Raw genomic sequence first — 23749 nt, forward strand, 5'->3', positions numbered from 1 at the left:
CTATTCAAGTGCAGCAGCACCACCGATAATTTCGGTGATCTCTGTTGTGATTTGAGCCTGACGAGCACGGTTATAATGTAGTGACAAACTTGAAATAAGATCATCAGCATTATCACTGGCACTCTTCATAGCTGTTACAGAAGCGGCATGCTCTGCTGTTTTTGCATCCATCATTGCTCCTAAAACTAAACACTCAATATATTGAGGCACAATTGCAGATAGAACTGCTTTAGGGTTTGGTTCTGTGATGTATTCAGTCGCAACTTGTTGTTCTTCTGGTGTAACGTCATCAGGATCAGCCAAAGGCAAAAGTTTTTGATTAGTAAATTCAGAAACTAATGAGTTCACGTGATGATTATGACAAATATCAATTTCATCGAACAATTCTGCTTGATACATTTGTAGAATCGTCTTCATGATTGGAGTGATATCTTTAACTGTTGGAATATCAGGTAAACCACGATATTCATACGATACGTCATATCCACGTGCTTTGAAGAATTCTGTTCCAGTAGCACCTAAGGAAATGATAGTAAACTTGCTTTGATCACCATGATATTTTGTTTCAAACAACTCCATCATAGCTTTCAAAATATTACTATTGTATCCACCAACAAGACCACGGTCACTAGTAATAACAACGTAGGCGGTCTTTTTGACTTCACGAACTTTTAAAAGACTGTTTAGACTCAATGGATCATCGGAATCATCAGCGACTGACAATTCTTTGAAAACATCAGCTGCTTTCAAATGTCTAACAATATCTTCAACCTTTTTTTCATACAATTGATAAGCAATAGATTTCTTTTCAATACGAGAGAGTTTAGCACCAGATACCATTTGCATGGCCTTTGTGATTTGACCGGTTTTCTTAGTAGAAGAAATTCTTCTTTTAATATCCATAAGGGACTCAGCCATAATTTAAACCTCCTGTATTATTTTTCTGCTTGCTTGCTATCTGAATCTGTTCCTGATTTTGAAGCTAAGAAGTTTTCTGTAAAGTCTTTTACAGCAGCTTTAAACTTATCTTCGTCAGGCAATGTACCTTTTTCTTTGATTGTTTGTAAAAGATCTGCATGGTTTGCATCGAAATATTCAGAAAGTGAAGTTTCATATTCTTTAATATTATCTACATCGATCTTATCCAAGAATCCTCTTGTCAAAGCAAACAAAATCAAAACTTGTTTTTGAACAGATACGGGTGAGTGTACAGGTTGTTTTAGAACTTCTTCTGTACGACGACCACGATCTAGTTTTGCCTTTGTAGCTTCATCAAGATCTGAACCGAATTGAGCGAATGATTCCAATTCGTGATATGAAGAAAGATCTAGACGTAAAGTACCAGCAACTTTCTTCATAGCCTTAATTTGGGCATCCCCACCAACACGAGAAACAGAAGTACCAGCATCAATAGCTGGACGTGTACCTGAGTGGAACATATCACTACTCAAGAAAATCTGTCCATCAGTGATAGAAATTACGTTAGTTGGAATATAGGCTGACACATCACCGGCTTGTGTTTCAACAATAGGTAGAGCAGTCATTGAACCGCCACCTAAAGCATCACTCAACTTAGCAGCACGTTCTAGCAAACGTGAGTGCAAGTAGAAAACATCACCGGGATATGCTTCACGCCCAGGTGGTCTACGAAGCAATAGTGATATTTCACGATAAGCATTAGCTTGCTTGCTTAAATCATCATAGACGATCAAAACATGCTTGCCGTTATACATGAAATATTCACCCATTGCAGCACCAGCATATGGTGCAAAGTAAAGCATAGGTGCTGGTTGACTAGGACCAGCTTCAACAACGATAGTGTAATCCATTGCGCCATGCTTTCTTAGAGTTTCAACTTGGGCTCTAATTGTTGATTCCTTTTGTCCAATCGCAACATAGATACAAATCATATCTTCATCTTTTTGATTAAGAATTGTATCAATAGCAATTGATGTTTTACCAGTTTTACGGTCACCAATGATCAACTCACGTTGACCACGACCAATAGGAACAAGTGAGTCAACTGATTTCAAACCTGTTTGTAGAGGTTCAAAAACTGACTTACGTTGCATAACACCGGGTGCAGGTGATTCAATAGGTCTTGTCTTGTCTGTCTTGATTTCTCCAAGTCCATCAACTGGTTGACCCAAAGAATTTACGACACGTCCAATCATTTCGTCTCCGACTGGAACTTCCATGATACGACCTGTTCTCTTAACAGTATCGCCTTCACGAATTTTATCGTAATTACCTAGAATGATGATACCAACATCATCACTTTCAAGGTTTTGAGCTACACCAAAAGTACCGTCTTGGAATTCTAGCAATTCACTTGCCATAGCATTTTCAAGGCCATTAGCACGAGCAATACCATCACCGACGTATGTAACTGTACCTACTTCATCAACTGAGAGTTCATTTTTATAGTTCTTTAACTGTTCTTTGATCAGTGAACTAATCTCTTCAGTTTTGATGCTCATTCTTTTCACCTCGACTTAATTATTAACCAATAGCGTCTTCTTGATGTCATTAAATCTCTTAACAACACTACCATCGATAACTTGATCTCCAACACGGATTATAACGCCACCGATGATAGTAGGATCAACTATTTTCGTTAAATTTACTTTATTTACTGAAAATCTCTCTTTAATTACGGATTCAAGATGACTGATTTGTGCTTCATCCAAATCGACCGCTGTTTTAACTGTTGCTTCAACAATACCGTTTACTGCATCATATTTTTCAATAAATGCATCAGCAATATCTGTCACACAGTCCATACGGCCGTTGTCAAAAACTAATCCTAAGAAATCTTGCATCAATTCACCAAATTGGCTCTTCAATGTATCCAAAATTTTGATTTTTTCAGTGCGAGAAATAGAACGTCCCGCAAGAGCAAAGCTCAAGCTAGGATTTTCTTCATAGACCTTTTTTAAAGACTTCAAGTCTTCAAGTATTTCTTCTATGGAATTTTGTTCTTCAGCTACTTCAAAAAGTGCCTTACTGTATCGCTTTCCCACTTGATATTTACTTAGTTTCATTTACCGTCAACTCCTTAATATAAGAGTCGATTAGTGACTTTTGATCGTCTGCATTAAGCTCTTTAGAAATAACTTTTGAAGCAATTTCCAAAGACAAGTTTGCAATGTCATTTTGAGCATCTGACAACGCATCTTGTTTAGCTTTTGCTGCATCAGATTTAGCTCTTTGTCTTAATTCTTCAGCTTCGCTATGAGCATCGGATACGATAGACTTCTTTTGAGTCTCACCGCTTTCCTTTGCTTTATTAACAATTTCAACTGCTTCTGCACGTGAGTTTTTAAGAGCTCCTTCACGTTCTTCAGCCAACTTTTTAGCACGTGTGCGTTCCTGATCCGCATAATCAAGATCGCCAGTGATCTTTTCAGATCTGGCATCCATCATCTTTGTAACAGGACCCCAAGCAAAATGTTTTACTAAGAGTGCCAAAATGATGAAAGAAATAAGAATGAAAAGCATGTCACCCAAAGCTACTTGACCAGCTCCGAGAACTAATAAACCTGCCAATATTCTTCACTCCTTCCTTTCTAAAATACATAGCATTAAAAGGCGATTATCTTTAGACATCGCCAAGTTTAAAATCGTATGTATTAAACGAAAAGAATAACGAACGCAATAGCAATGGCAATGATAGGAACAGCTTCGATAAGACCAACACCAATGAACATTGTTCCTCTTAATTTATCAGCTACTTCTGGTTGACGAGCCATACCTTCAAGAGTTTTTGAAATAACAAGTCCGTTACCGATTGATGCTCCAAGAGCAGCGATACCAGCTGCAAGAGCTGCCGCAATATCCTTCATAATTAAAAATCCTCCAATAAATGTTATTCTTGTTCCATTTTACGTGAAATATAAACCATAGACAATGTGGTAAATACGTACGCTTGGATGGCTCCAATAAATACAGAAAAGCCTTGCCAAATCATGGCTAATGGCATTGCGCCAATAAATGTCACAGCGCCAAGACTCTTTGCAACAGTTCCAATAAGTGCAAGAAGTACTTCACCGGCAAAAATATTACCGTAAAGACGTAGTGACAATGTTAGGAAGTTGGTAAATTCTTCCAGAAGGTTAATTGGTAGTAAAAACTTTACCGGTCTCGCATAATTGGATAAATAACCACCAAATCCGAACTTTTTCACAGCATAATAGTGTGAAAGTAACAATGAAACCGTCGCAAGTCCCATTGTAATCAAAGGATTAGATGTTGGTGACTTAACATATGTGAAACCGCCAATCTTTAGTTGGAAGAATAATCCTAATTGGTTAGAAACGAAAATAAATAGGAATAATACAAACGCGTAAAGATTGAACTGTTTACCTGAACCATCTGGCATTGCCGATTTTACAATACCATTAGTAAAATCAATCATCCATTCAAGTACATTCTGTGCTTTACCTGGTCTCATTGTGACTTTACGAGATAATGCAAACACCAAAATGAAAACAAGGACTGCAGAGACAAGCACTGACAAGTCATTTGCAACATTGAATCTTAAGCCTAAGAAATCAATAAACTTATACTTATCATCCAATAATAACCCTCCTTTCTTCGCTTATTGAAAACAATTGATACCACAAAATAATAACACTAAATTTTATATATTCAAACAATGAAATTCTTATTTTGTCCCAAATAATCTGTCTCCGGCATCGCCTAAACCTGGGAAAATATAACCACTGTCTGTAATCTTCTCATCTAGTGAAGCAGCATAGATATCAACGTCTGGATGTTCGTCTTGAACTGCCTTAACACCTTCTGGGGCAGCAACTAGGACTACTAAACGCATGTGCTTAGCACCACGTTTCTTCAAAGCGTCGATGGCCATATTTGCAGAACCACCAGTAGCAAGCATTGGATCAACGATGAACAATTCACGTTGGTCGATATCGCTAGGTAGCTTTACAAAATATTCATGTGGTTTCAATGTTTTTTCATCACGGTACATACCAATGTGACCAACCTTGGCAGCTGGGATCAATTCTAGTACTCCGTCAACCATTCCTAAACCAGCACGCAAAATAGGAATAACTGCTAATTTCTTACCGGCAAGCACCTTTTGTGTAGATTTGCCCATTGGTGTTTCAACTTCAACATCCTTTAGTGGCAAGTCACGAGTAATTTCATAAACCATTAATTCACCAATTTCATTGGCAACTTCACGGAATACCTTTGTACCTGTGTGCTTGTTACGGATAATTGTAAGTTTGTGTTGGATCAATGGGTGGTTCAATACTGTAAATTTAGACATTTTAAATCTCCTTAGTTTTTGTAATGTGCATTGCCTGCTGATTTATTCAAACGGTTGCTGTATGCAGCGCCGTGACCTTCATCAGAAAATCCTTGAGCCAAGATGTAATCCATATGGTCAACATCCAACTGACGCAATCCTGCAAATAATTCTTTGGAAGCGCTATAAACGTCATCACCCAAAGAATAAGTAGTGATGTTTTTAGGTACTTCTTTCAGAATTGCATCGGTGGCCAAAACTCCTAATGAAGCATCTTTTTGACTGTATTCAGCAATCGCTTTTGGAAAATCGTTGACGTCATCAACAATAATGACTTGAGCGCTTGGTGCATAGTGCTTGTACTTCATCCCTGGTGCCTTTGGAACTTCTGTTGCAGTTACTTTATGGTGATCCGAATTGACATTGTCGATGACTTTTAATAAATCATCAGAGTCAATCATTCCTGGACGTAAAATCGTAGGTATATCAACAGATAAGTCGATCACGGTCGATTCCACTCCCAGTTTAGTAGGACCATCATCCAAAATAGCTGCAATCTTACCATGTAAATCGTGGTAAACATGTTTTGCTAAAGTTGGACTAGGCTTGCCACTTGTATTGGCGGATGGGCCAACAATTGGTTTGCCAAAAGTCTTAATAAGATTCAAAGTTGCCAAGTTGTTAGGCATTCTAAAAGCAGCAGTCGTCAGTCCCCCTGTAACTGCCTTAGAAAGTTTTCCAGGTTGTATTGGCATAATGATTGTCAACGGACCTGGCCAAAAAGCCTTCATTAGCTTTTGGGCCAAAGGTTTGTAGCTGTTGTCGGCATATTCCCAGACCATTTCAGGACTAGCAACGTGGACGATCAAAGGATTGTCGCTTGGACGTCCTTTAGCAGCATAGACATCTTTGACTACATCAGGTCTTGTCGCGTCAGCACCTAGGCCATAGACAGTTTCAGTTGGAAAGGCAACTAATTGTCCTTTAGCTAGGAAATCTGCAGCTTCTTGAATCTGTGTATTCTCTAGTATCTCAGTTTCCAATACTACATCTCCTTTTTAGCTTTTAGATATCGGTAATTCCCACTTATATCTTTATGAAATTCTACAACATAATTAGGTAAATTATCACGAAAAATCGCTTTTATTGCGTTTTTTTGTCGAAAACCGAATTCCATGTACAAAATACCATCATCAGAAAGATAATTATCGATCTGTTGCGTAATATTCTCATAGAATTCTAACCCATTATCCTTTCCATATAAAGCCAAATCCGGTTCAAATTTAATAACGCTTTGATCCATATCTTTTTTCTCGTCTTCAGCAATGTATGGAGGATTAGACACGACAACGTCAAATTTTTGCGGATCAATCTTTTTGAACAGGTCGCTCTGCTTGAAAAAAACGTTGTTCGTCTGGTAGTTATCGGCATTCAATTGTGCCACTTGTAGAGCTTCTTTTGAAATATCAGTCGCCAAAATATCGTCCTCAGGAAATTCAATTCCTAAAGTTATCGCAATAATCCCAGAACCTGTTCCAATATCACAAATCGATAAGTTCTTCTTTGGGTGGTCATCGATAATTTGTTGGACCATTTCTTCGGTATCATTTCTTGGAATCAATACATTCTCATTAACAGAAAAATTACGATTCATAAAATATGCGTATCCCAGAATGTATTGCACAGGTTCATCCATCCCTAGTCGCAATAAACCGTCACGAAATTTATGCATAATGTCATTTGGCACTTCTTCATTTCGGTGCAGCTGCAATTGGGTATAGTTAAAGCCACTTAATTCTTCCATTAAGTATTGTGCATCTTCTGGAAACTTATTTTGGCTCTTTAACATAGAAAAAGCCCTTTTCAGGGCGTTAGAATAGCTTAGCTTCTCCACTTTGAATTTGCTCCAACTTTTGAGCTTGGTCATGAACGATCAAGGCATCAATTATTTCTTCTAGTTCACCATTCATAATACGGTCAAGTTTATTCAAAGATAGACCGATTCGGTGATCGGTAACACGGTTTTGTGGATAATTGTAGGTTCTAATACGTTCAGAACGGTCACCAGTACCAACAGCAGATTTACGTTGTTCATCGTATTCACTTTGATTTTGTGATTCATAGTAATCATAAACACGAGACTTCAAAATTTGCATTGCTTTTTGACGGTTTTGTTGTTGTGAACGTTGATCTTGCATAGCAACAACGATACCTGTTGGCAAGTGAGTCATACGGACGGCAGATGAAGTTTTATTGATATGCTGACCACCGGCACCAGATGAACGATAAACATCGGTTCTAATGTCTTTTGGATCAATATCAATATCTACTTCGTCGTATTCAGGCATAACCGCTACAGTAGCAGTTGATGTGTGAACACGGCCTTGTGATTCAGTTGAAGGAATACGTTGTACACGGTGAGCACCATTTTCAAACTTAAGCTTTGAGTAAACTTTCGTTCCGGTGATCATTACGGCAACATCCTTGTAGCCACCGACTTCAGTGTCAGTTTCATCAATGATGTCAAAGTTCCAGCCTTGTTTTTCAGCGTATTTACTGTACATAGTCAATAAATCAGCTGCAAACAAACTAGCTTCGTCACCACCAGCGGCACCACGAATTTCCATGATAATATTCTTATCATCATTAGGATCTTTAGGAAGCATCAACAAAGTAATTTGATGTTCAACTTCATCAATTTCTTTCTTGGAACTTTCTAATTCATCTTTTGCCATTGCTTCCATTTCTGGATCATCAGTTTCACGAAGAATCTCGTCACTGTCACTGATACTTTGTTTCAATTCTTTGTAGTGCTTGAAAGCAGCGACAACTTCACGCATGTCAGCTTCTTCTTTTGAGTAAGCCATATAACGCTTTGTATCGTTGATAACTTCAGGATCACTCATTAATTCTTGAAGTTCTTGATATCTTTCAAGCAATGTTTCTAGTTGTTCAAATATTTTATCCAACTCAACTATCCTTTCTTATATTAGTTTTCATCAAGCATTGGAGGATGGTTATAGTGACGACGGCAAACTGGATAGTACATTTCATTACCACCAATTGAAATCTGTTCGCCATCATAAACTGGTTTACCATTAGCCATACGCATATTCATTGTAGCTTTTTTTGTACAGAACCAGCAAATTGTCTTCATTTCTTCCAACTTATCTGCATACAAAAGAAGATATTTCGTTCCTTCGAATAATTCGTTCTTAAAATCATTCTTTAAACCAAATGTCATAACTGGAATCCCTAAGTCATCGACGACTTGAGTTGCTTGTAAGACTTGGTCCTTAGTCATAAACTCACATTCATCGATCAATACACAAGCTGCGTTAGGATTTTTTTCTTTAACAATTTCAAAAACGTTTGAATCGTCTTTTAAAGCAATTGCATCACGATTTAATCCCATGCGACTTACGATTTTTCCATGTCCTGAGCGAGTGTCCAAAATACTAGTCATTAAGATAACTGATTTACCTTGTTCTTCGTAGTTATGGGCTACCTTCAAAATCTCAATCGATTTTCCACTATTCATAGCACCATATTTAAAAAATAATTGAGCCAAATTTACGCCTCCAAAAATATGTCCTTCAAGATTATAACGAAAAAAATGGCTCTTGAACACAGCAAAGATTTCCCATTTTCAATCAAAAACGGATAAAATATAGTTCAGGTATGATAATATATTTTTAATTAATTCAATTTGGGGTTTTTATTAATGACATTTAAATCAAGTATAGCAACAATTACAGGTAAAACATCATATTTTATTTTGAGCAAATTTTTTAACGGTGGTTCTTCATATCCCGGAAAAATTGCTTATAAAATTGATCCAGATATTTTGAAAAGTCTTGGTAAGGACTACGATTTGATTGTCGTCACAGGTACAAACGGGAAAACTTTGACAACTTCTTTGATCAATAAGATGTTGATTCAAAAATATAACGACGTCTTGACTAATCCAACTGGCTCCAACATGATCCAAGGAATCGTTACTAGTTTCGTTACTCACCACAAAACTAGCAAGAAACCTTTGGCAGTTTTGGAAGTCGACGAAGCTAACGTCCCTATCATTTGTAAATATATCAAACCAAAATATTTCGTTTTAACTAACATTTTCCGTGACCAAATGGACCGTTACGGCGAAATTTACACTACTTATCAAAAAATCGTCGATGGTATCAAAATGGCACCAGATGCTACAGTTATCGCTAATGGTGACGCCTCTATCTTCTCTTCTAAAGACTTACCTAACAAGTTCATCTACTACGGTTTCAGCGACAAGGGGCATGAAAATGAAGACTTCAAAGCACCAACTAATACTGATGGTGTCTTGTGTCCTAAATGTAACCACATCATTCATTACCACATGATTTCTTACGCTAACCTTGGTAGTTACTTCTGTCCTAACTGTGGTTTCAAGCGTCACGAATTGAAATATCAAGTTACTGGCATCTCAACTTTGCTCCCTAACAAGACAGAATTTGAAATTGATGGCAATAAATTCACGATGAATATCGGTGGAAAGTACAACGTCTACAACGCCTTGGCTGCCTACGCAGTAGCTTCAGAAATGGGTATCAGCGTTGAACAAATGCAAAAAGCCTTTGCTTACGATGAAAAAGTCTTTGGACGTCAAGAAACTATTAACGTTGATGGCAAAGACGTCAATATCATCTTAGTTAAAAATCCTGTTGGTCTAAACCAAGTTATCGAGACTGTTCTCAGTGACAAAGATCCTTATACGTTGGCCTTCTTATTGAATGCTAACTACGCTGACGGTATCGATACTAGTTGGATCTGGGACGCTAACTTCGAAGACTTTGACTACGATAAGTTGCCATTAGTTATTACTGGTGGCAAGCGTGTCAAAGATGTTACTTATCGTTTCAAGATTGCCGGTTTGGATATGAAAAAAAATAAAGAAACCGTTGAAATTGAAGACTTCGTTAAAGAAATACCAAACATCCCAACGGACAAAATTTACGTCCTAGCAACTTATACAGCTATGCTCAGTTTACGTAAGAATTTAATGGAAAAAGGATACATCAAGCAAAAATAAAAGCAGCCAAACGGCTGCTTTTTTTATTTACTCTCTTTTAAAAACGAATCCAAAATCGTTTCGCGACGTTCTAAGAAAATCTGATTGTGCTCAATTGGATGAACTCGATTTGTCAAAACGACCATTGCATTTTGATGTTGATAATCTAAAGCAATGAAATGTCCCGTATAACCAGTGTGGAACAAGACATGCCCAAATCCATCAGGCTTAACATCCCATCCCAACGAACGTCCTGGATTTAACTCCGTAAAATTGTGATACAAGAATTTCTTATCTGGCAATAGCATATCCTGTGCAAATTTCAATACATCATCCAAACTGGCAAACATTCCAGCAGAACCGCAACGTTTACCTAGTTGACGAGCTTTAGGGTCGTTAGGTACGCCACAAAGCATCTGATTGTTGACTTCGTATGTTGGAACGCAGTTCTCTGGGTCAGGTTCAAATGTAGCATCTTTTAATCCTTCTGGTTCAACAATGTATTTCATAATCGCATTTTGAACTGGCATTTGATAAATTTGCTCAATCACTAAGCCTAAAAAAATCAAGCCGGTATCAGTGTAAACGACCTTTTTATTGAAAGTGTCAGTCACCGGCAATTTAATCAAAGCTTTAATCAACTGGTCGCTATCTAAAGAATCACGATCAGGAATATAGCCATGAATTCCCGAAGTATGCGTCAACAAGTGAAATAGTTCAACTCGCTCGTCCGAAAAATCTGGTAAATATTTTTTAATTGGATCATGCAAACTAATCTTTTTTTCATTTATTAATTTAATAATCAACGGAATTGTTCCCATGATCTTCGTTAAAGAGGCTAAATCGTGCAATTCTGTGCCTCTAAGGGGTTTTCTTTGCGGGCACCATTCCTTATCACCATAAATATATTTATTCGTCTGAGAGGAGTTTATGAAGCCAAAACTAACTCCTGGAACGACTTGTTTATTAACTAAATCAATAATTTGTGCTTTGGTTTCTTCAAAATTTGCCATAGTTGCCTCTCCTCTGAAAATAAAAAAAGAACGTGCTATAAAAACACGTCCTAATTATAAAGCTTATACTTTTACATTGCGACATTTCCGGCAAATTGTGAATTGTAAAGATCTGCATAAAAACCGTTTTTAGCCATAAGTTCTTCATGATTACCAGTTTCAACGATCGAACCATGATTCATCACGATAATCTTATCAGCATCTTGAATAGTTGAAAGTCGGTGAGCAACAACAAAACTCGTCCGATTCTTCAACAAACGTTCCATCGCATGTTGAATGTGCAATTCAGTTCTCGTATCAACTGAACTAGTAGCTTCATCCAAAATCAAAATCTCGGGGTCGGCAACAAAGGCACGGGCAATAGTAATCAATTGTCTTTGACCTTGAGAAATATTCGAAGCCTCTTCATTCAAAACAGTGTCATAACCTTGTGGCAATTGACGAACAAAGTTATCCACATGGGCAGCTTTAGCAGCTTCAATAATTTCTTCTTTCGTAGCATCTTCACGACTGTACTTCAAGTTGTCATAAATACTACCAGTAAAGAGCCAAGTATCTTGAAGAACCATTGCGTAATGACTTCTAACTTGTTCACGAGTCATGTTGCGGATATCTTTACCATCCAACTTGATCGAACCGCCACTAACATCGTAGAAACGCTCTAGCAAGTTGATAATAGTAGTCTTACCAGCACCAGTAGGTCCAACGATAGCAACCATCTCACCTGGTTTAACCTCAAGATTGTAGTCTTTCAAAAGAATTGGACTACCTTCATAACCAAATTTGACGTGGTCCAAAGTAACTTTATCGTCAGTTTCAACATCAGGCACATCGACCAACGTATCTTCCATTTCTGGTTCGTCCAAAATTTCAAAGACACGTTCAGCTGAAGCAATCGTAGCTTGAATCGTATTAGTCAAGTTGGCCAGTTGGGCAATTGGTTGTGAAAATTGGTTCATATATTGCAAGAAGGCTTGAATATCACCAAGGGCAATCCCACCATTAGCAACTTGAATACCACCATACATAGCAACGAAAACATAACCTAAGTTATTCAAAAAGTTCATCATTGGCATAACGATACCAGAGATCAATTGAGCTTTCCATGAGGCTTTGTACAATTTAGTATTTTCTTTTTCAAATTCATCGATCGATTCTTGTTCGTGATTAAAACTCTTAACAACAACGTGTCCAGAATAATTCTCTTCAACTTGGTTGTTCAAAAGTCCCAATGAATTCTGTTGACGTTTAAAGAATTTTTGTGATTGTGGAGCAATGATTCCAACCACGATCAAACTCAATGGAACTGTTGCTAAAGCAATCAAAGTCAACTTCCAACTAATTGTTAACATCATCCAGATAATACCAACAAAGGTAACCGAACTAGTTACTAATTGAGTCAAACTTTGTTGCAATGTACCCGCAATATTATCCATATCGTTGATGGCACGAGACATGATATCACCATTAGAATGGGAATCGTAGTAGTTGATTGGTAATCTTCTCATCTTACCTTTCAAATCACGTCTTAATTTGTAAACAGTTCGTTGAGAAATTCTTGTCATAACGAATTGTTGAATAAAGTTAAACAACGCTGAAGCCAGATACATTATAATAACAATGAAAATAATGTGTTCGATCTTGTCAAAATTAATTGGCAACCCATTGATCTTAAAACCAGCTTTTTGTTGTGCTACACCAGTCATTAAACCTTTGTAAATTTCGGTAGTAGCTTCACCCAAAATCTTTGGGGTCTTGATTTGGAAAACAGCTGAAGCAATGGCCAAAGCCAAAACAACGATAATTCCGACCACATAAGTTGACATGTATTTTGCCAAACGACCGGTAGTCTTCCAGAAGTTCTTAGGCTTAACAACTACATTAGGCCCACGACCAGGACCGGGACCATGATGAACTGCGGGTGATTGTGATTCATTTTTCTTTTCAGCCATTACTTACCCTCCTATAATTGAGATTTAATGATTTCTTGATAAGTCTCATTATTCTCTTTTAATTCTTGGTGAGTACCTAATCCGACCATATCACCGTTATCTAAGACAACGATTTGGTCAGCATCAGCAACTGTTGAAATACGTTGACCGACGATAACGACAACCGCTTGACTGATTTTGGCATCATTCTTCAAAGCTGTTCTTAAATTAAGATCAGTCTTGAAATCAAGAGCTGAGAAGGAATCATCAAAGACATAAATTGAAGCATCTTTAACTAAAGCACGAGCAATTGCTAGACGTTGTTTTTGACCACCAGAGAAATTATCTCCACCTTGTTCAACTTCACCATCTAATTGTCCGTCTAATTCCTTAACGAAGTCAGCAGCTTGGGCAATCTCTAATGCGTGCCAAATTTCATCATCAGTCGCATTTTCTTTACCATAAGCCATGTTTTCACGAATAGTTCCTTTGAAAAGGATAGCCTTTTGTGGAACCATTGAAACTTTGCTATTGATATCTTCAGTACTCAAAGCTTTGACATCAGTTCCGTTGATACTTACCACACCAGTTTCAGCATCGTAAAATCTAGGAATCAAATTGATCAAAGTACTCTTACCAGAACCAGTACCACCGATGATAGCTAAAGTTTGACCCTTAGTAACTTTGAAATTCAAAGTATTCAAGGCTAGCCTTTCAGCACCATGGTATCTGAAGTTAACATCATTAAAGCTCAATGATGGTTCATCCTTTAACTTAGCGGGTTTGGCAACGACGTCGATCTTACTCTTAGTTTCAAAGACTTCTTGAATACGAGCAGCCGAAGCTGAAGCACGTGGTACGAAGACGAATACCATTGAAAGAATCATAAAACTCATTAAAATTTGCATAGCATAAGTCATGAAAGCAATCATATTACCAATTTCCATTGATTGATTAGCAATATAATGTGCCCCTAGCCAAGTGATACCAACATTAGTTCCACTCATAACCAATGTAACGACTGGGAACATAACGGCAACGATACTAAATACTTTGACAGCATTGTTAGTATAATCTTCGTTTGCTTCCTTAAAACGGTCTTGTTCGAATTGATCTTGTCTAAAAGCACGAATAACACGTACCCCAGTCAATCCTTCACGAAAAACCAAATTCAAACGATCAGTTTTCTTTTGCATAGCCTTAAACAATGGCACAGCAAAGAACATGACTAATCCCACGATAACAATCAAAACTGGAATTGAAATCAAGAAGATCTTTGTCATTTCAGCATTTTTTTGATAAGCCATGAAACTAGCACCGATTAACATGATTGGCGCCATGATCATCATTCTCAACATCATGATCATTACATTTTGAATTTGAATAACATCATTAGTCGTTCTAGTCGTCAGTGAAGACGTTTCAAACTTGTCGAATTCATCGTGTGTAAAATATAATATTTTCTTAAATAAATCAGATCTTAATTTCCGACCCAAACCTTGTGAGGCTTGAGAAGCCATCAAAACATTTCCGAAGGCAGCAATGGCTGTTATCAAAGAAACGACAACCATTTCAATACCGGTACGTATGATATAATCTGTATCACCAGTAATTACACCCTTGTTAACAATGTCTGATGTAAGATTAGGAATATATAACGTTGCAATGACTTGGAAAATCATAAAAATGACCGCACCAAGCACTTGCCAGTTATTAATCCGACCTCTAGCAATCTTAAACATTTATTCACTCCCTTTAAAATTGACTAATAGCATTATAGTATTAAAGCACTAATCATCAAAAAATTCTAATAATTATTCTGATAAAGGCGGTATTTTAATGAACAATACAAAAAATACTTATCATCCTATAAAAGTCATACTTCATATTATAGCCTTTTTAGCTCTGTTTTTAATGGAACAATTACCGTTAAGTGTTCTGACTTTGACAAAAAAAGACCTTGGTACTAAATACTCATCCTACATTAAAATGGCTCCCTTAGTAACCTTGGTTTTGTTGATAATTGCCGCAACTATCATCATCTGGACCTTCAAAAAAGCTCAAAAATTCCCAACTCTAAGCTTTACCAAAAGTACTTGGTTCATCATCATACTCGCGACTATCTTAACCTTTTTAATTAATATTGTAACGTTGCCATTCATGAGAAGTAGTAACGAAAACGTTGAAGCACTACAATTAGTTGCTAATAATAGCATGATTATTTTAATAATATTTACTATTTTCGTAGCACCGATATTAGAAGAAATTCTTTTTCGCGGAATTTTCATGAATTGGTTTTTCGTCGATCATCCCTTAATTTCGGTCATCGTCAGTGGTGTAATTTTTGGATACGTCCACGCTCCCTTTAGTAGCAATACTGATTGGTTCTATGCGCTGTCAAAAATCCTTTTGGGAATCGTTTTAGCTGGCGTATATTATCGAACTAAAAACATTAAAGCTAATATAACTGTTCACTTCCTAAATAATTTTCTAGCAATTTTGGCAGGAGCAGTAGCTTCAGGGGTTATTTTTCTATGAGAAACAACAAGAAAAAATTTAACGAGATTTATCAAGACTTATTACGAAAAGTTGTTATGTTTGGTGTTTTATCAATGCTATTATTAGCCAGTGCACGTGTAACTGATTGGATCATCATGGAATACGCAGGATTTGTCAGTGCTATTTATACGATAATTTTGATTGGAATGATGGTTTATGTCCTAGTTATTAAAACAAAGGATGAGAATAATCATAAAAAATAATAATTCGTATTGACAGATTTACCTATTTACGGGTAAAATTATGAATGTTGTTTAATTGCCCGTTGGTCAAATGGTTTAAGACGCCACCCTCTCAAGGTGGAGTTATGGGTTCGATTCCCATACGGGTGATTGTGAAATTTCGTCAGCTGTTATATTAGGTTAAAATCCTGATATGACAGCTTTTTTATTTTTAAATTTATTTATCAATCGATAATTTTCACATATTGGCTTAGTCAAAAGCTTAGTCAATTTTTATTTGCTTTCACACCTACTCCTAGTGAATAATTATATTAACAAACATTAAGGAGGCTACAAACTATGAGTTTACTAGACGGACTACTCGGTAACGCAACTAATGTCGATCAAGACGCTATCAAAAAAGAATTAAAGGATGTTTTAATCCCAAATGAAGAGGTGGACTTAGCTTTTAGACTAGTTCGCGACTTAGTAGTCTTCACTAGTCATCGATTAATCGTTGTCGACAAACAAGGTGTCACAGGCAAAAAGGTTGATTACAAAACTTTTCCTTATAAAAGTATCTCCCGCTTTTCAGTTGAAACCACTGGTCACTTCGATTTAGACGCTGAATTAAAAATTTGGATCTCTGGAGCAGTTGAACCAGCCCAAGTACTTCAGTTCCGAAAAGACAACAGTATCACTACAATTCAAAAAGCTTTGGCGACCGCAATTTTACTTTAAAGTGTTATGATACAAAAACAGGTAAAATTATTTTCAAAAAATGAGGGAACAAAATGAATCAAACTATTGAAAACTTGATAAAACACGTATCAATTCGGGATTTTAAAGATGAAACTATTAGTGAAAACACCAAAGAAGAATTAGTTAAAGCTGCTCAAAGTGGATCAACTTCTGAATTCGTCCAGGCTTTTTCAATCATCGAAATCACTGATCCTGATTTGCGTAATCAATTATCAGATATCACTATCAGTTCACCACACGTCAAAAAGGCTGACACTTTTTACATATTTGTAGCCGATCTTAATCGCCAAGCTACTATGCTCAAACAACACGACCAAAGTTTAGATAGCATTAAAAATATGGAATCGCTACTCGTTGCCACAGTTGACACCACTATTGCCGCCCAAAATATGGCTGTAGCTGCTGAATCAATGGGCTTAGGAATTTGTTATATCGGAAGCATTCGTAACAACATCAAACAAGTTGCTAAATTGTTGAATCTTCCTAAGTACACTTTCCCACTCTTTGGAATGACCATCGGTGTTCCTAAAGTACTCAACCAAACTAAGCCAAGGCTTCCAAAAATAAATCAAGTTTCCAAAAATACTTACGATAATAACCTTTTCAATAATTTATCTTCCTATGATAATGAAGTAAAAGATTATTATTCCAACCGAAAAACCAATCCTCAAGATACAACTTGGACTGAAAAGAACTTAACTATTTTCAACCACATTCATCGTCCTGACGTTGCCGACTTTTTATTGGAACAAGGTTTCTCACTTCATTAGATTTCAAAAAGCTATTTCCTTTAATAAGGTTCTTTCTTAAGTTAATTACAAAGCTGTCTCCACCGACTAGATAACGTTTCTTATCGTTTATTTCATATAATTCAAAGTCAAAAAAAGCCTCTATTTGGAGAATACACTCCCAATAGAGGTTTTTGATTTGTTCGGTATAAAAAATAAAACCACTATCAAGTCCGAAATAGCGAAGAAAATTGGCTCAAATGTGAAATTTCTCTTGGCAATTTATTGCCTAGTGAAAGGTCGAGCTTGAAGACTTTGCCCGGTTTTGGTTTTAGCAAAGGCTCCAAGTCGTGCCCACATTGTTCCAGCCAAATTTTCTTCGCTATGGAGGACGTAATACTTCCACTCATCAAGGTTAAGAAATAGCTTTTTTTAAATTATTTACAAAAAAATTACACAACTTTACATTAATTGAACAGAAAATATACACTCTTTCTATATTATCTAATCATAGAAATAAATAGTGGGTGTTTATTATATGAATAATTTAGGTGATATCTTGCGAGAAACGCGACAACAGCAACAATTATCTCAAAGCGAAATTTCCGAAGATATTTGTTCACAATCAACTCTCTCAGAAATTGAACACAACAAATATATTCCCAATACACAACTACTGATTAATCTTTGTGAGCGATTAGCAGTAGGTTTCGATGATCTCTGCTTAGTAGGAAGCTTTCAAATTTGTCGCGAAAAGTATTTCAATCAAAAAGCTGCCAGTTTTTATCACAGTCGAAATTACCGACAACTGCAGGCTTTTTTGAATCGTCCAACTGTTTTAGAAACGGTGCAAAATGACCAGCAGACACAAGCTTATTACTTTTATTTGGCATTGTGTTCATTACATCTTGATCGAGGTTTTGACAAAGCTAAAGAATACCTCAAGTTATCCTTGGCTTGTTCAACTAATGGTCGTAAGCAAACGACTCTAACTAGATTGGGCAATATTACTCTGGCTTATGTTTATGCTCAACAAGGGCTCAAAACTTCCACCTTTGCTCAAATCGAATTGGCCTTTCGACATCTTGAGAAATCAACTTACGATGAAAATTTAAATCTTCTCTTTTACATCGCTGCACTATCTTACTTTCACATTTCCAAATTTGACTTAGCCATTCAAACTTTAGAAAAAGGGATTAAATTTGCCCTTTCCAATAATTCCCATTCTATGATGATCAACAGTCTCTATTTAATGGCTAACATTGCCGAAATGGTCAAAGAAGAGAATGTCGGCTTGACCATTAAAAGCTATAGCCTCTTTAATTCCTTCATTCATCAACCACTCTACGAAGAAGCCAATTGATGAAATCGATTTCAAAAGATTAGTCTTCTAATGATATAATCCAATTAAAGGCGGTAAAAAAATGGATGATATTGAATTACTAATCGAAAAACTACAAGCAATTGCACAAACTGGTAAACATTACAGTAAAGATGTCTTCGACCGTGAACGATATGATCAATTAGAAGACGTCTCAAAACAATTAATCACTAAGCTAGTCAAGAACTCTTCTCAAAAGCAATTAGATATTTTCTTCGATGCTGATACTGGCTACGTTACACCGAAAGTCGATGTCCGAGCTGCAACTTTTAAAGACGACAAGATACTACTCGTTCGTGAAAAAAGCAGTGGCGAATGGTCAATTCCTGGTGGTTGGGGCGATATTGGTTATTCGGCTACCGATATTGCTGTCAAAGAAACTTTTGAAGAAGCTGGCATTACCGTCAAGCCAAAACGGATGATTGCTATCAAGGATATGCAAAAAAATCACTATCCTAAGAAGAACCTCAACTATGTGTACAAACTATTCTTTGAATGCATCCCTACTGAAGACGATATTCACAGTGGCGTAGAAACTTCTGACGTTAAATATTTCACCTTGGAAGAAGCTTTAAAACTTAATTTATCCTTAGCTAGAAATATGCCGGATGACTTCAAACGGGCTTTTGCATGTCACAAGGCTGATAATTGGGAAACTTATTTTGACTAAAAAATGTCCAACTGGATTTTGAAAATTTCAGTTGGACATTTTTTATTTAACTAATTTTTTTAAAGCCACTCCAGTTCGCGATTCCAAATGCTGCATACTGTCTTTTGGCGTACCTTCAAAACAAACTTTACCACCATATTTACCAGCATCAGGTCCCATATCTATTAACCAATCAGCTTGAGAAATAAGCGATAAATTATGCTCAATCACAATCAAAGTGTTGCCGTTATCAACAAGCTTTTCAAATAAATCAATCAAACGTTTCGTGTCATTCAAATGTAAACCCGTCGTTGGTTCATCTAAGAAATATACGCTGCCTTCGTGGTCTAGTTCGAGCGCCAATTTGACACGTTGCACTTCCCCACCAGACAGAGTAGTCATTGATTGACTCAGGTTCAAGTATCCCAGACCGACCTTTTCAAGTAAATCGACTTTTTTCAAAATATTAGGAACATCTTTGAAGAAATCTAAAGTGTCATCAATCGACATGTTCATCACTTCAGAGATATCTTTGTCGTGATACTTGTATTGCAAAGCTTCTTGACTGTATCTTTTACCACCGCACAATTCACAAGTTTGAACGACCGGATCCATAAAAGCCATTTCTGTTATTGTCACACCTTTACCTTTACAACGTGGACAAGCACCTTTGCCATTATAACTAAATAATTGCGTCGAGACTTTATTTGCATTGGCAAAAAGTTTTCGCAAGGGATTCAAAATATTCAAATACGTCGCAGGAGTTGAGCGAATATTTACTCCGACAGAATCTTGACTAAGGTCAACGTAATCCATCCCTGACATCTGTTGTTTAAATGCATTAACTAAGGTACTTTTCCCAGACCCAGCCGGTCCAGACACAACTGTCAAAACACCCTTAGGAATCCTAGCACTGACCTTATTCAAATTATGAGAGGTAATATTTTGGACACTGATCCAATCACTAACTTTTCTAGGTTGCCGAAATTTTATCGGAGTTCGTAGCATCTTTCCAGTAATTGTATTAGATTTCAACAGTTCAGAATACGTTCCGGTAAAAGTTACTTCTCCGCCAGCTTTACCAGCCTTAGGTCCAATTTCTACCACATAGTCAGCCGCCGAAATAATTGCCGGATTGTGGTCGACTAGAACGATCGTATTTCCTTGATTCTTTAATTTTTCCAATGATTTAGTGATCAATTGAATATCGTGTGGATGCAACCCGACACTTGGTTCATCTAAGACATAAACTAAATCTGACAAAGAACTAGTCAAATATTTAGCAATTTTGATTCGTTGTGCTTCTCCGCCGGATAAAGTATCAGTTCCACGATTCAAGGAAAGATAGCCCAGTCCAATATTTACTAACGATTGAACTTTACTACGCAATTCACGGACCATCGTCTTAGCTTTGAAGTCAGTAATACTATCCAAGAACTTTAACACGTTGACTAAATCCATCTCACCAACTTCAGCAATGTTTTTGCCTTCTATCTTGGCTGTCAGTGCTTTACTATTCAAACGTGTTCCGTGACATACTGGACAAGTTTTTCTCGTAACGATTTTTTCCAGTGCTGCTTGATGATGACGACCTGAAGCACTGTGGATCACTGAACGAAGCATCCGTGGAACTAATCCTTCGTATTGAGCCGTTCGAGCCCAAGTTTTTGGAGGATTCTTCAACTTTTGCTTTGGCGCATGCATAAACATTTCATATTCATCTTTAGAATAATCTTTGATTTTTTTATCAAGGTCAAAGAGACCACTGTTGCCATACTCTTTCCAACGCCACGTCCCCGGCTGAAAGCCAACAAAAGTCACTGCTCCTTCATTCAAAGATTTGTTAGGGTCAATCAATTGGCTCTCATCCACCTCATCGACAAAGCCTAAGCCCTGACAATTAGGACACATTCCTTGTGGCAGATTAAACGAAAACCATTCATAATAACCTACCCAAGGCTGTCCGATTCGTGAAAACATCAGTCGTAAAACCGAATAAATTCCCGTATAAGTTGCCAAAGTTGAGCGAGAATTCCGTCCAATTGGTTTTTGCTCAACCACGATTGCTACTGGCAAATGCTCGATACTATCAAACTGTGGTTGACCATATTTAGGTAAATACTGTTGCGTAAAACTCGGAAAAGTCTCATTCAATTCCCGTCGAGAAACTGCTGCTAAAGTATCAAAAACTAAAGAGGATTTACCCGAACCTGACAATCCAGCAAAAACAGTCATCTTATGTTTAGGAATATCCAAATCAACGTTTTTTAGATTATTTTCTCTAGCGCCATGAATACTGATGGCACCATCTTGGAATATATCAGTCATATAAAACTCCTATTCTGAAATATCATTACATTATTAATCTTACTCCAGATTAAAATACGGGGATATTTTTAACCCTTAGCACAAAAAAACTCATCAACGTTAATTACGCTAATGAGTTTATCTCTATCTAAAGCAAATGTGCATCTTTCATTAATTCTTCAATATAAGTTCCATGGATTTTCTCCATGACTTTCTTCTCTACCATGCGCTCCTTAAATGGCAACTTAATATCTTCTAACTTCTTCTTGCCATCCAAGTAGTAAATAGCTCTCAACAATACTCTGACATCGTATGCTGAACCAAAGACCTCTGGAACACCACGATCAACATCTAGCAAAGTATAGACAGCTTCCATAGCAGTTCTAACTGAATATTCAGTTGTAAAGACTGTATCACGTTCAGTTTCGGCAAAGTTTCCAATGAAGGCTAAATTCTTTGAACCCTTTGGTACTACTAAAGGACGGTCGCCCACTTTTCTAGGCATGAAGTAAGAAGTGATATATGGCATGTGAGCAGGAATCGTATTGGCATGGTTCTTAGCAATATCTTCAATCTTATCAGTTGGGACGCCAATGTGATACAACCATTCTTCACATAGCTCATCACCGCTACATTCTGTGATCTTCTTGTGAACAAAGTTACCAGGTTTGTCAGAGAACAATCCATAAACCCAAACAACTAATTCATTATCTTTTTGTCTCTTAAAGTGTTTTTGACGACTGATTGAATAACCATACAACCAATTTGAATCCTTAATAGTTACTGGTCCACTAGTAACAATTGACCCACTGTGAGGATCTTTTTTACTAATTTTTTCAATATATGGAACCACTTGATCATCCGTCAAAGTAATTGTTCCAGAAATTACCCAATTAGCTTCAGGAATATTCTTGCAAAAGACATCTGGATTACCAAAGGCAGGGTCTTGTTTAGCCAAATTCTCCCAAAGTGACCAGCTACTGCCTAGTTCATGTTCGACTGGAGCTGGATGAGTTTTATCACCATATGTAGTACTCTCAGTGATCGAACCATTAGTGACAAAGACTAAGTCGTTTTCAGTTAATTTGATAGAACTGTCTTTGCCATCAGTCGTCATCTCAATTTCTGTGGCAACCTTACCATCACCAGAAGTATCGACTTGAATGTTTTCAACGTGAGTATTGTAAGTAAATTGCACACCTTTGTCTTCCAAAAATTTAACCATTGGTTGAATGAGTGATTCATATTGATTGTACTTAGTGAATCTCAATGATGACAAATTAGACAATGAATCGATGTGATGGCAAAAACGCATCAAATAACGTCTCATTTCCATTGCACTAGCCCATGGTTCAAAAGCAAACATTGTTGACCAGTAGAGCCAGAAATTAGAATTCAAGAAATCTTCTGAAAATACTTCGTTGATCTTCTTGCCATCCAAATCTTTCTCCGGTGTCATCACCAAATCGAGCAATTCTTGAACTGCCTTAGGAGTCAAAGTTAAATCTCCTTCAGTTGGTAATTCTTTGCCTTGCTCCTGAATAACACGACCATGAGAGAAACTAGGATCTTTTTTATTCAACCAATAAAATTCATCCAAAACAGAAGCATCTGGATTTTCCAAAGATGGAATCGATCTAAACAAATCCCAAAGAGTTTCAAAATGTGGTTCCATTTCTCTTCCACCACGAATAATGTAACCCTTTTGTTCATTCCAAATACCATCCATACTACCACCAGGTAGTCCTAATTCTTCTAAAATATGAATTTTATCTGGTTTCATTTGACCATCACGAATCAAAAAAGTTACGGCAGCTAAACCAGCTAATCCTGAACCTACAATATAAGCTGATTTTTCATCAACTCCAGCTGGCTTCATTGGTCTTGCAAATGCTTCATAATTTCCATTACTTCTATACATAAGAACCGCCTCTTG

General features: G+C 37.0%; 23 protein-coding genes and 1 tRNA gene. 8 read left to right on the plus strand and 16 right to left on the minus strand.

The genetic code is table 11. The features are described from left to right. The 11 genes from LF20184_RS08160 to LF20184_RS08210 form a co-directional block, all read right to left on the minus strand. Nucleotides 1-918: a F0F1 ATP synthase subunit gamma gene (locus LF20184_RS08160; RefSeq protein WP_010020168.1), complete on the minus strand. Its 918-nt coding sequence runs from the start codon at nt 916-918 to the stop codon at nt 1-3. A 17-nt stretch (nt 919-935) separates the two neighbouring features. After that, nucleotides 936-2480, minus strand: a complete 1545-nt coding sequence (gene atpA / locus LF20184_RS08165) for a F0F1 ATP synthase subunit alpha (protein WP_010020171.1) — start codon at nt 2478-2480, stop codon at nt 936-938. A 15-nt stretch (nt 2481-2495) separates the two neighbouring features. After that, entirely contained in the window at nt 2496-3044 is a 549-nt protein-coding gene (atpH, locus tag LF20184_RS08170) for an ATP synthase F1 subunit delta (protein WP_010020173.1), read from the minus strand. Further along, nucleotides 3031-3552, minus strand: a complete 522-nt coding sequence (atpF, locus tag LF20184_RS08175) for a F0F1 ATP synthase subunit B (protein ID WP_029606542.1) — start codon at nt 3550-3552, stop codon at nt 3031-3033. Before atpF ends, atpH begins: the two co-directional genes overlap by 14 nt. Nucleotides 3553-3632: 80 nt before the next feature. Then, nucleotides 3633-3845, minus strand: coding sequence for a F0F1 ATP synthase subunit C (atpE, locus tag LF20184_RS08180; protein WP_010020175.1), 213 nt, complete (start codon nt 3843-3845; stop codon nt 3633-3635). 23 nt (nt 3846-3868) lie between these two features. Then, nucleotides 3869-4579 (minus strand): F0F1 ATP synthase subunit A, encoded by a 711-nt coding sequence (gene atpB, locus LF20184_RS08185; protein ID WP_010020176.1) that lies wholly within the window; start codon nt 4577-4579, stop codon nt 3869-3871. An 87-nt stretch (nt 4580-4666) separates the two neighbouring features. Further along, nucleotides 4667-5296, minus strand: a complete 630-nt coding sequence (gene upp / locus LF20184_RS08190) for a uracil phosphoribosyltransferase (protein ID WP_010020177.1) — start codon at nt 5294-5296, stop codon at nt 4667-4669. Nucleotides 5297-5307: 11 nt separating this feature from the next. Beyond that, a complete protein-coding gene (locus tag LF20184_RS08195) occupies nt 5308-6318 on the minus strand; it encodes an L-threonylcarbamoyladenylate synthase (RefSeq protein ID WP_010020178.1) in 1011 nt (336 codons plus the stop codon). 2 nt (nt 6319-6320) lie between these two features. Next, nucleotides 6321-7202 (minus strand): peptide chain release factor N(5)-glutamine methyltransferase, encoded by an 882-nt coding sequence (prmC, locus tag LF20184_RS08200; protein ID WP_081454117.1) that lies wholly within the window; start codon nt 7200-7202, stop codon nt 6321-6323. Continuing rightward, a complete protein-coding gene (gene prfA, locus LF20184_RS08205) occupies nt 7147-8244 on the minus strand; it encodes a peptide chain release factor 1 (RefSeq protein ID WP_010020180.1) in 1098 nt (365 codons plus the stop codon). The genes prmC and prfA overlap by 56 nt, the downstream gene beginning before the upstream one ends. A gap of 20 nt (nt 8245-8264) precedes the next feature. After that, nucleotides 8265-8846, minus strand: coding sequence for a thymidine kinase (locus LF20184_RS08210; RefSeq protein WP_010020181.1), 582 nt, complete (start codon nt 8844-8846; stop codon nt 8265-8267). A 153-nt stretch (nt 8847-8999) separates the two neighbouring features. On the opposite strand from LF20184_RS08210, the gene LF20184_RS08215 reads away from it, so the two are divergent. Beyond that, a complete protein-coding gene (locus LF20184_RS08215) occupies nt 9000-10343 on the plus strand; it encodes a Mur ligase family protein (RefSeq protein ID WP_010020183.1) in 1344 nt (447 codons plus the stop codon). Between the two features lie 23 nt (nt 10344-10366). Here LF20184_RS08215 and LF20184_RS08220 read toward each other — a convergent pair whose 3' ends face one another. The 3 genes from LF20184_RS08220 to LF20184_RS08230 all read right to left on the minus strand — a co-directional run bounded on the left by LF20184_RS08220 (nt 10367) and on the right by LF20184_RS08230 (nt 15008). Continuing rightward, nucleotides 10367-11335 carry a serine hydrolase domain-containing protein gene (locus LF20184_RS08220; protein ID WP_010020185.1) on the minus strand — a complete coding sequence of 323 codons (969 nt, stop codon included), beginning with the start codon at nt 11333-11335 and terminating at the stop codon, nt 10367-10369. 71 nt (nt 11336-11406) lie between these two features. Next, nucleotides 11407-13287 carry an ABC transporter ATP-binding protein gene (locus LF20184_RS08225; protein WP_010020186.1) on the minus strand — a complete coding sequence of 627 codons (1881 nt, stop codon included), beginning with the start codon at nt 13285-13287 and terminating at the stop codon, nt 11407-11409. 11 nt (nt 13288-13298) lie between these two features. Further along, nucleotides 13299-15008: an ABC transporter ATP-binding protein gene (locus tag LF20184_RS08230; RefSeq protein WP_010020189.1), complete on the minus strand. Its 1710-nt coding sequence runs from the start codon at nt 15006-15008 to the stop codon at nt 13299-13301. 97 nt (nt 15009-15105) lie between these two features. Here LF20184_RS08230 and LF20184_RS08235 point away from each other — a divergent pair, with 97 nt between their 5' ends. The 7 genes from LF20184_RS08235 to LF20184_RS08265 all read left to right on the plus strand — a co-directional run bounded on the left by LF20184_RS08235 (nt 15106) and on the right by LF20184_RS08265 (nt 19527). Continuing rightward, entirely contained in the window at nt 15106-15804 is a 699-nt protein-coding gene (locus LF20184_RS08235; RefSeq protein WP_010020190.1) for a CPBP family intramembrane glutamic endopeptidase, read from the plus strand. Further along, nucleotides 15801-16028 (plus strand): hypothetical protein, encoded by a 228-nt coding sequence (locus LF20184_RS08240; protein ID WP_010020191.1) that lies wholly within the window; start codon nt 15801-15803, stop codon nt 16026-16028. Before LF20184_RS08235 ends, LF20184_RS08240 begins: the two co-directional genes overlap by 4 nt. Before the next feature lie 56 nt (nt 16029-16084). After that, nucleotides 16085-16157: transfer RNA gene (locus LF20184_RS08245), tRNA-Glu, on the plus strand. A gap of 189 nt (nt 16158-16346) precedes the next feature. After that, nucleotides 16347-16727 (plus strand): PH domain-containing protein, encoded by a 381-nt coding sequence (locus LF20184_RS08250; protein ID WP_010020192.1) that lies wholly within the window; start codon nt 16347-16349, stop codon nt 16725-16727. A 53-nt stretch (nt 16728-16780) separates the two neighbouring features. Further along, the gene (nfsA, locus tag LF20184_RS08255; protein ID WP_010020193.1) at nt 16781-17518 is read left to right on the plus strand and encodes an oxygen-insensitive NADPH nitroreductase; all 738 of its coding nucleotides are present in this window, start codon (nt 16781-16783) and stop codon (nt 17516-17518) included. A 496-nt stretch (nt 17519-18014) separates the two neighbouring features. Beyond that, complete coding sequence (locus LF20184_RS08260; RefSeq protein WP_010020194.1) at nt 18015-18839, plus strand: helix-turn-helix domain-containing protein; 825 nt, start codon at nt 18015-18017, stop codon at nt 18837-18839. A 61-nt stretch (nt 18840-18900) separates the two neighbouring features. After that, nucleotides 18901-19527, plus strand: a complete 627-nt coding sequence (locus LF20184_RS08265; RefSeq protein WP_010020195.1) for an NUDIX hydrolase N-terminal domain-containing protein — start codon at nt 18901-18903, stop codon at nt 19525-19527. A 42-nt stretch (nt 19528-19569) separates the two neighbouring features. Here LF20184_RS08265 and LF20184_RS08270 read toward each other — a convergent pair whose 3' ends face one another. Both LF20184_RS08270 and LF20184_RS08275 read right to left on the minus strand, forming a co-directional pair. Next, nucleotides 19570-21834 carry an ATP-binding cassette domain-containing protein gene (locus LF20184_RS08270; protein ID WP_010020196.1) on the minus strand — a complete coding sequence of 755 codons (2265 nt, stop codon included), beginning with the start codon at nt 21832-21834 and terminating at the stop codon, nt 19570-19572. Between the two features lie 127 nt (nt 21835-21961). Next, nucleotides 21962-23734 (minus strand): oleate hydratase, encoded by a 1773-nt coding sequence (locus LF20184_RS08275; RefSeq protein ID WP_010020197.1) that lies wholly within the window; start codon nt 23732-23734, stop codon nt 21962-21964. Nucleotides 23735-23749 lie beyond the last annotated feature (15 nt).

Source organism: Companilactobacillus farciminis KCTC 3681 = DSM 20184, from assembly GCF_002706745.1.
GTDB lineage: Bacteria > Bacillota > Bacilli > Lactobacillales > Lactobacillaceae > Companilactobacillus > Companilactobacillus farciminis.

Bases quoted from the DNA above. Each gene is read 5' to 3' on its own strand.
- LF20184_RS08160 (WP_010020168.1), bottom strand. From the start codon at position 918: ATGGCTGAGTCCCTTATGGATATTAAAAGAAGAATTTCTTCTACTAAG.
- atpA (WP_010020171.1), bottom strand. From the start codon at position 2,480: ATGAGCATCAAAACTGAAGAGATTAGTTCACTGATCAAAGAACAGTTA.
- atpH (WP_010020173.1), bottom strand. From the start codon at position 3,044: ATGAAACTAAGTAAATATCAAGTGGGAAAGCGATACAGTAAGGCACTT.
- atpE (WP_010020175.1), bottom strand. From the start codon at position 3,845: ATGAAGGATATTGCGGCAGCTCTTGCAGCTGGTATCGCTGCTCTTGGA.
- upp (WP_010020177.1), bottom strand. From the start codon at position 5,296: ATGTCTAAATTTACAGTATTGAACCACCCATTGATCCAACACAAACTT.
- prmC (WP_081454117.1), bottom strand. From the start codon at position 7,202: ATGACCAAGCTCAAAAGTTGGAGCAAATTCAAAGTGGAGAAGCTAAGC.
- LF20184_RS08215 (WP_010020183.1), top strand. From the start codon at position 9,000: ATGACATTTAAATCAAGTATAGCAACAATTACAGGTAAAACATCATAT.
- LF20184_RS08220 (WP_010020185.1), bottom strand. From the start codon at position 11,335: ATGGCAAATTTTGAAGAAACCAAAGCACAAATTATTGATTTAGTTAAT.
- LF20184_RS08225 (WP_010020186.1), bottom strand. From the start codon at position 13,287: ATGGCTGAAAAGAAAAATGAATCACAATCACCCGCAGTTCATCATGGT.
- LF20184_RS08230 (WP_010020189.1), bottom strand. From the start codon at position 15,008: ATGTTTAAGATTGCTAGAGGTCGGATTAATAACTGGCAAGTGCTTGGT.
- LF20184_RS08235 (WP_010020190.1), top strand. From the start codon at position 15,106: ATGAACAATACAAAAAATACTTATCATCCTATAAAAGTCATACTTCAT.
- LF20184_RS08240 (WP_010020191.1), top strand. From the start codon at position 15,801: ATGAGAAACAACAAGAAAAAATTTAACGAGATTTATCAAGACTTATTA.
- LF20184_RS08250 (WP_010020192.1), top strand. From the start codon at position 16,347: ATGAGTTTACTAGACGGACTACTCGGTAACGCAACTAATGTCGATCAA.
- nfsA (WP_010020193.1), top strand. From the start codon at position 16,781: ATGAATCAAACTATTGAAAACTTGATAAAACACGTATCAATTCGGGAT.
- LF20184_RS08260 (WP_010020194.1), top strand. From the start codon at position 18,015: ATGAATAATTTAGGTGATATCTTGCGAGAAACGCGACAACAGCAACAA.
- LF20184_RS08265 (WP_010020195.1), top strand. From the start codon at position 18,901: ATGGATGATATTGAATTACTAATCGAAAAACTACAAGCAATTGCACAA.
- LF20184_RS08270 (WP_010020196.1), bottom strand. From the start codon at position 21,834: ATGACTGATATATTCCAAGATGGTGCCATCAGTATTCATGGCGCTAGA.
- LF20184_RS08275 (WP_010020197.1), bottom strand. From the start codon at position 23,734: ATGTATAGAAGTAATGGAAATTATGAAGCATTTGCAAGACCAATGAAG.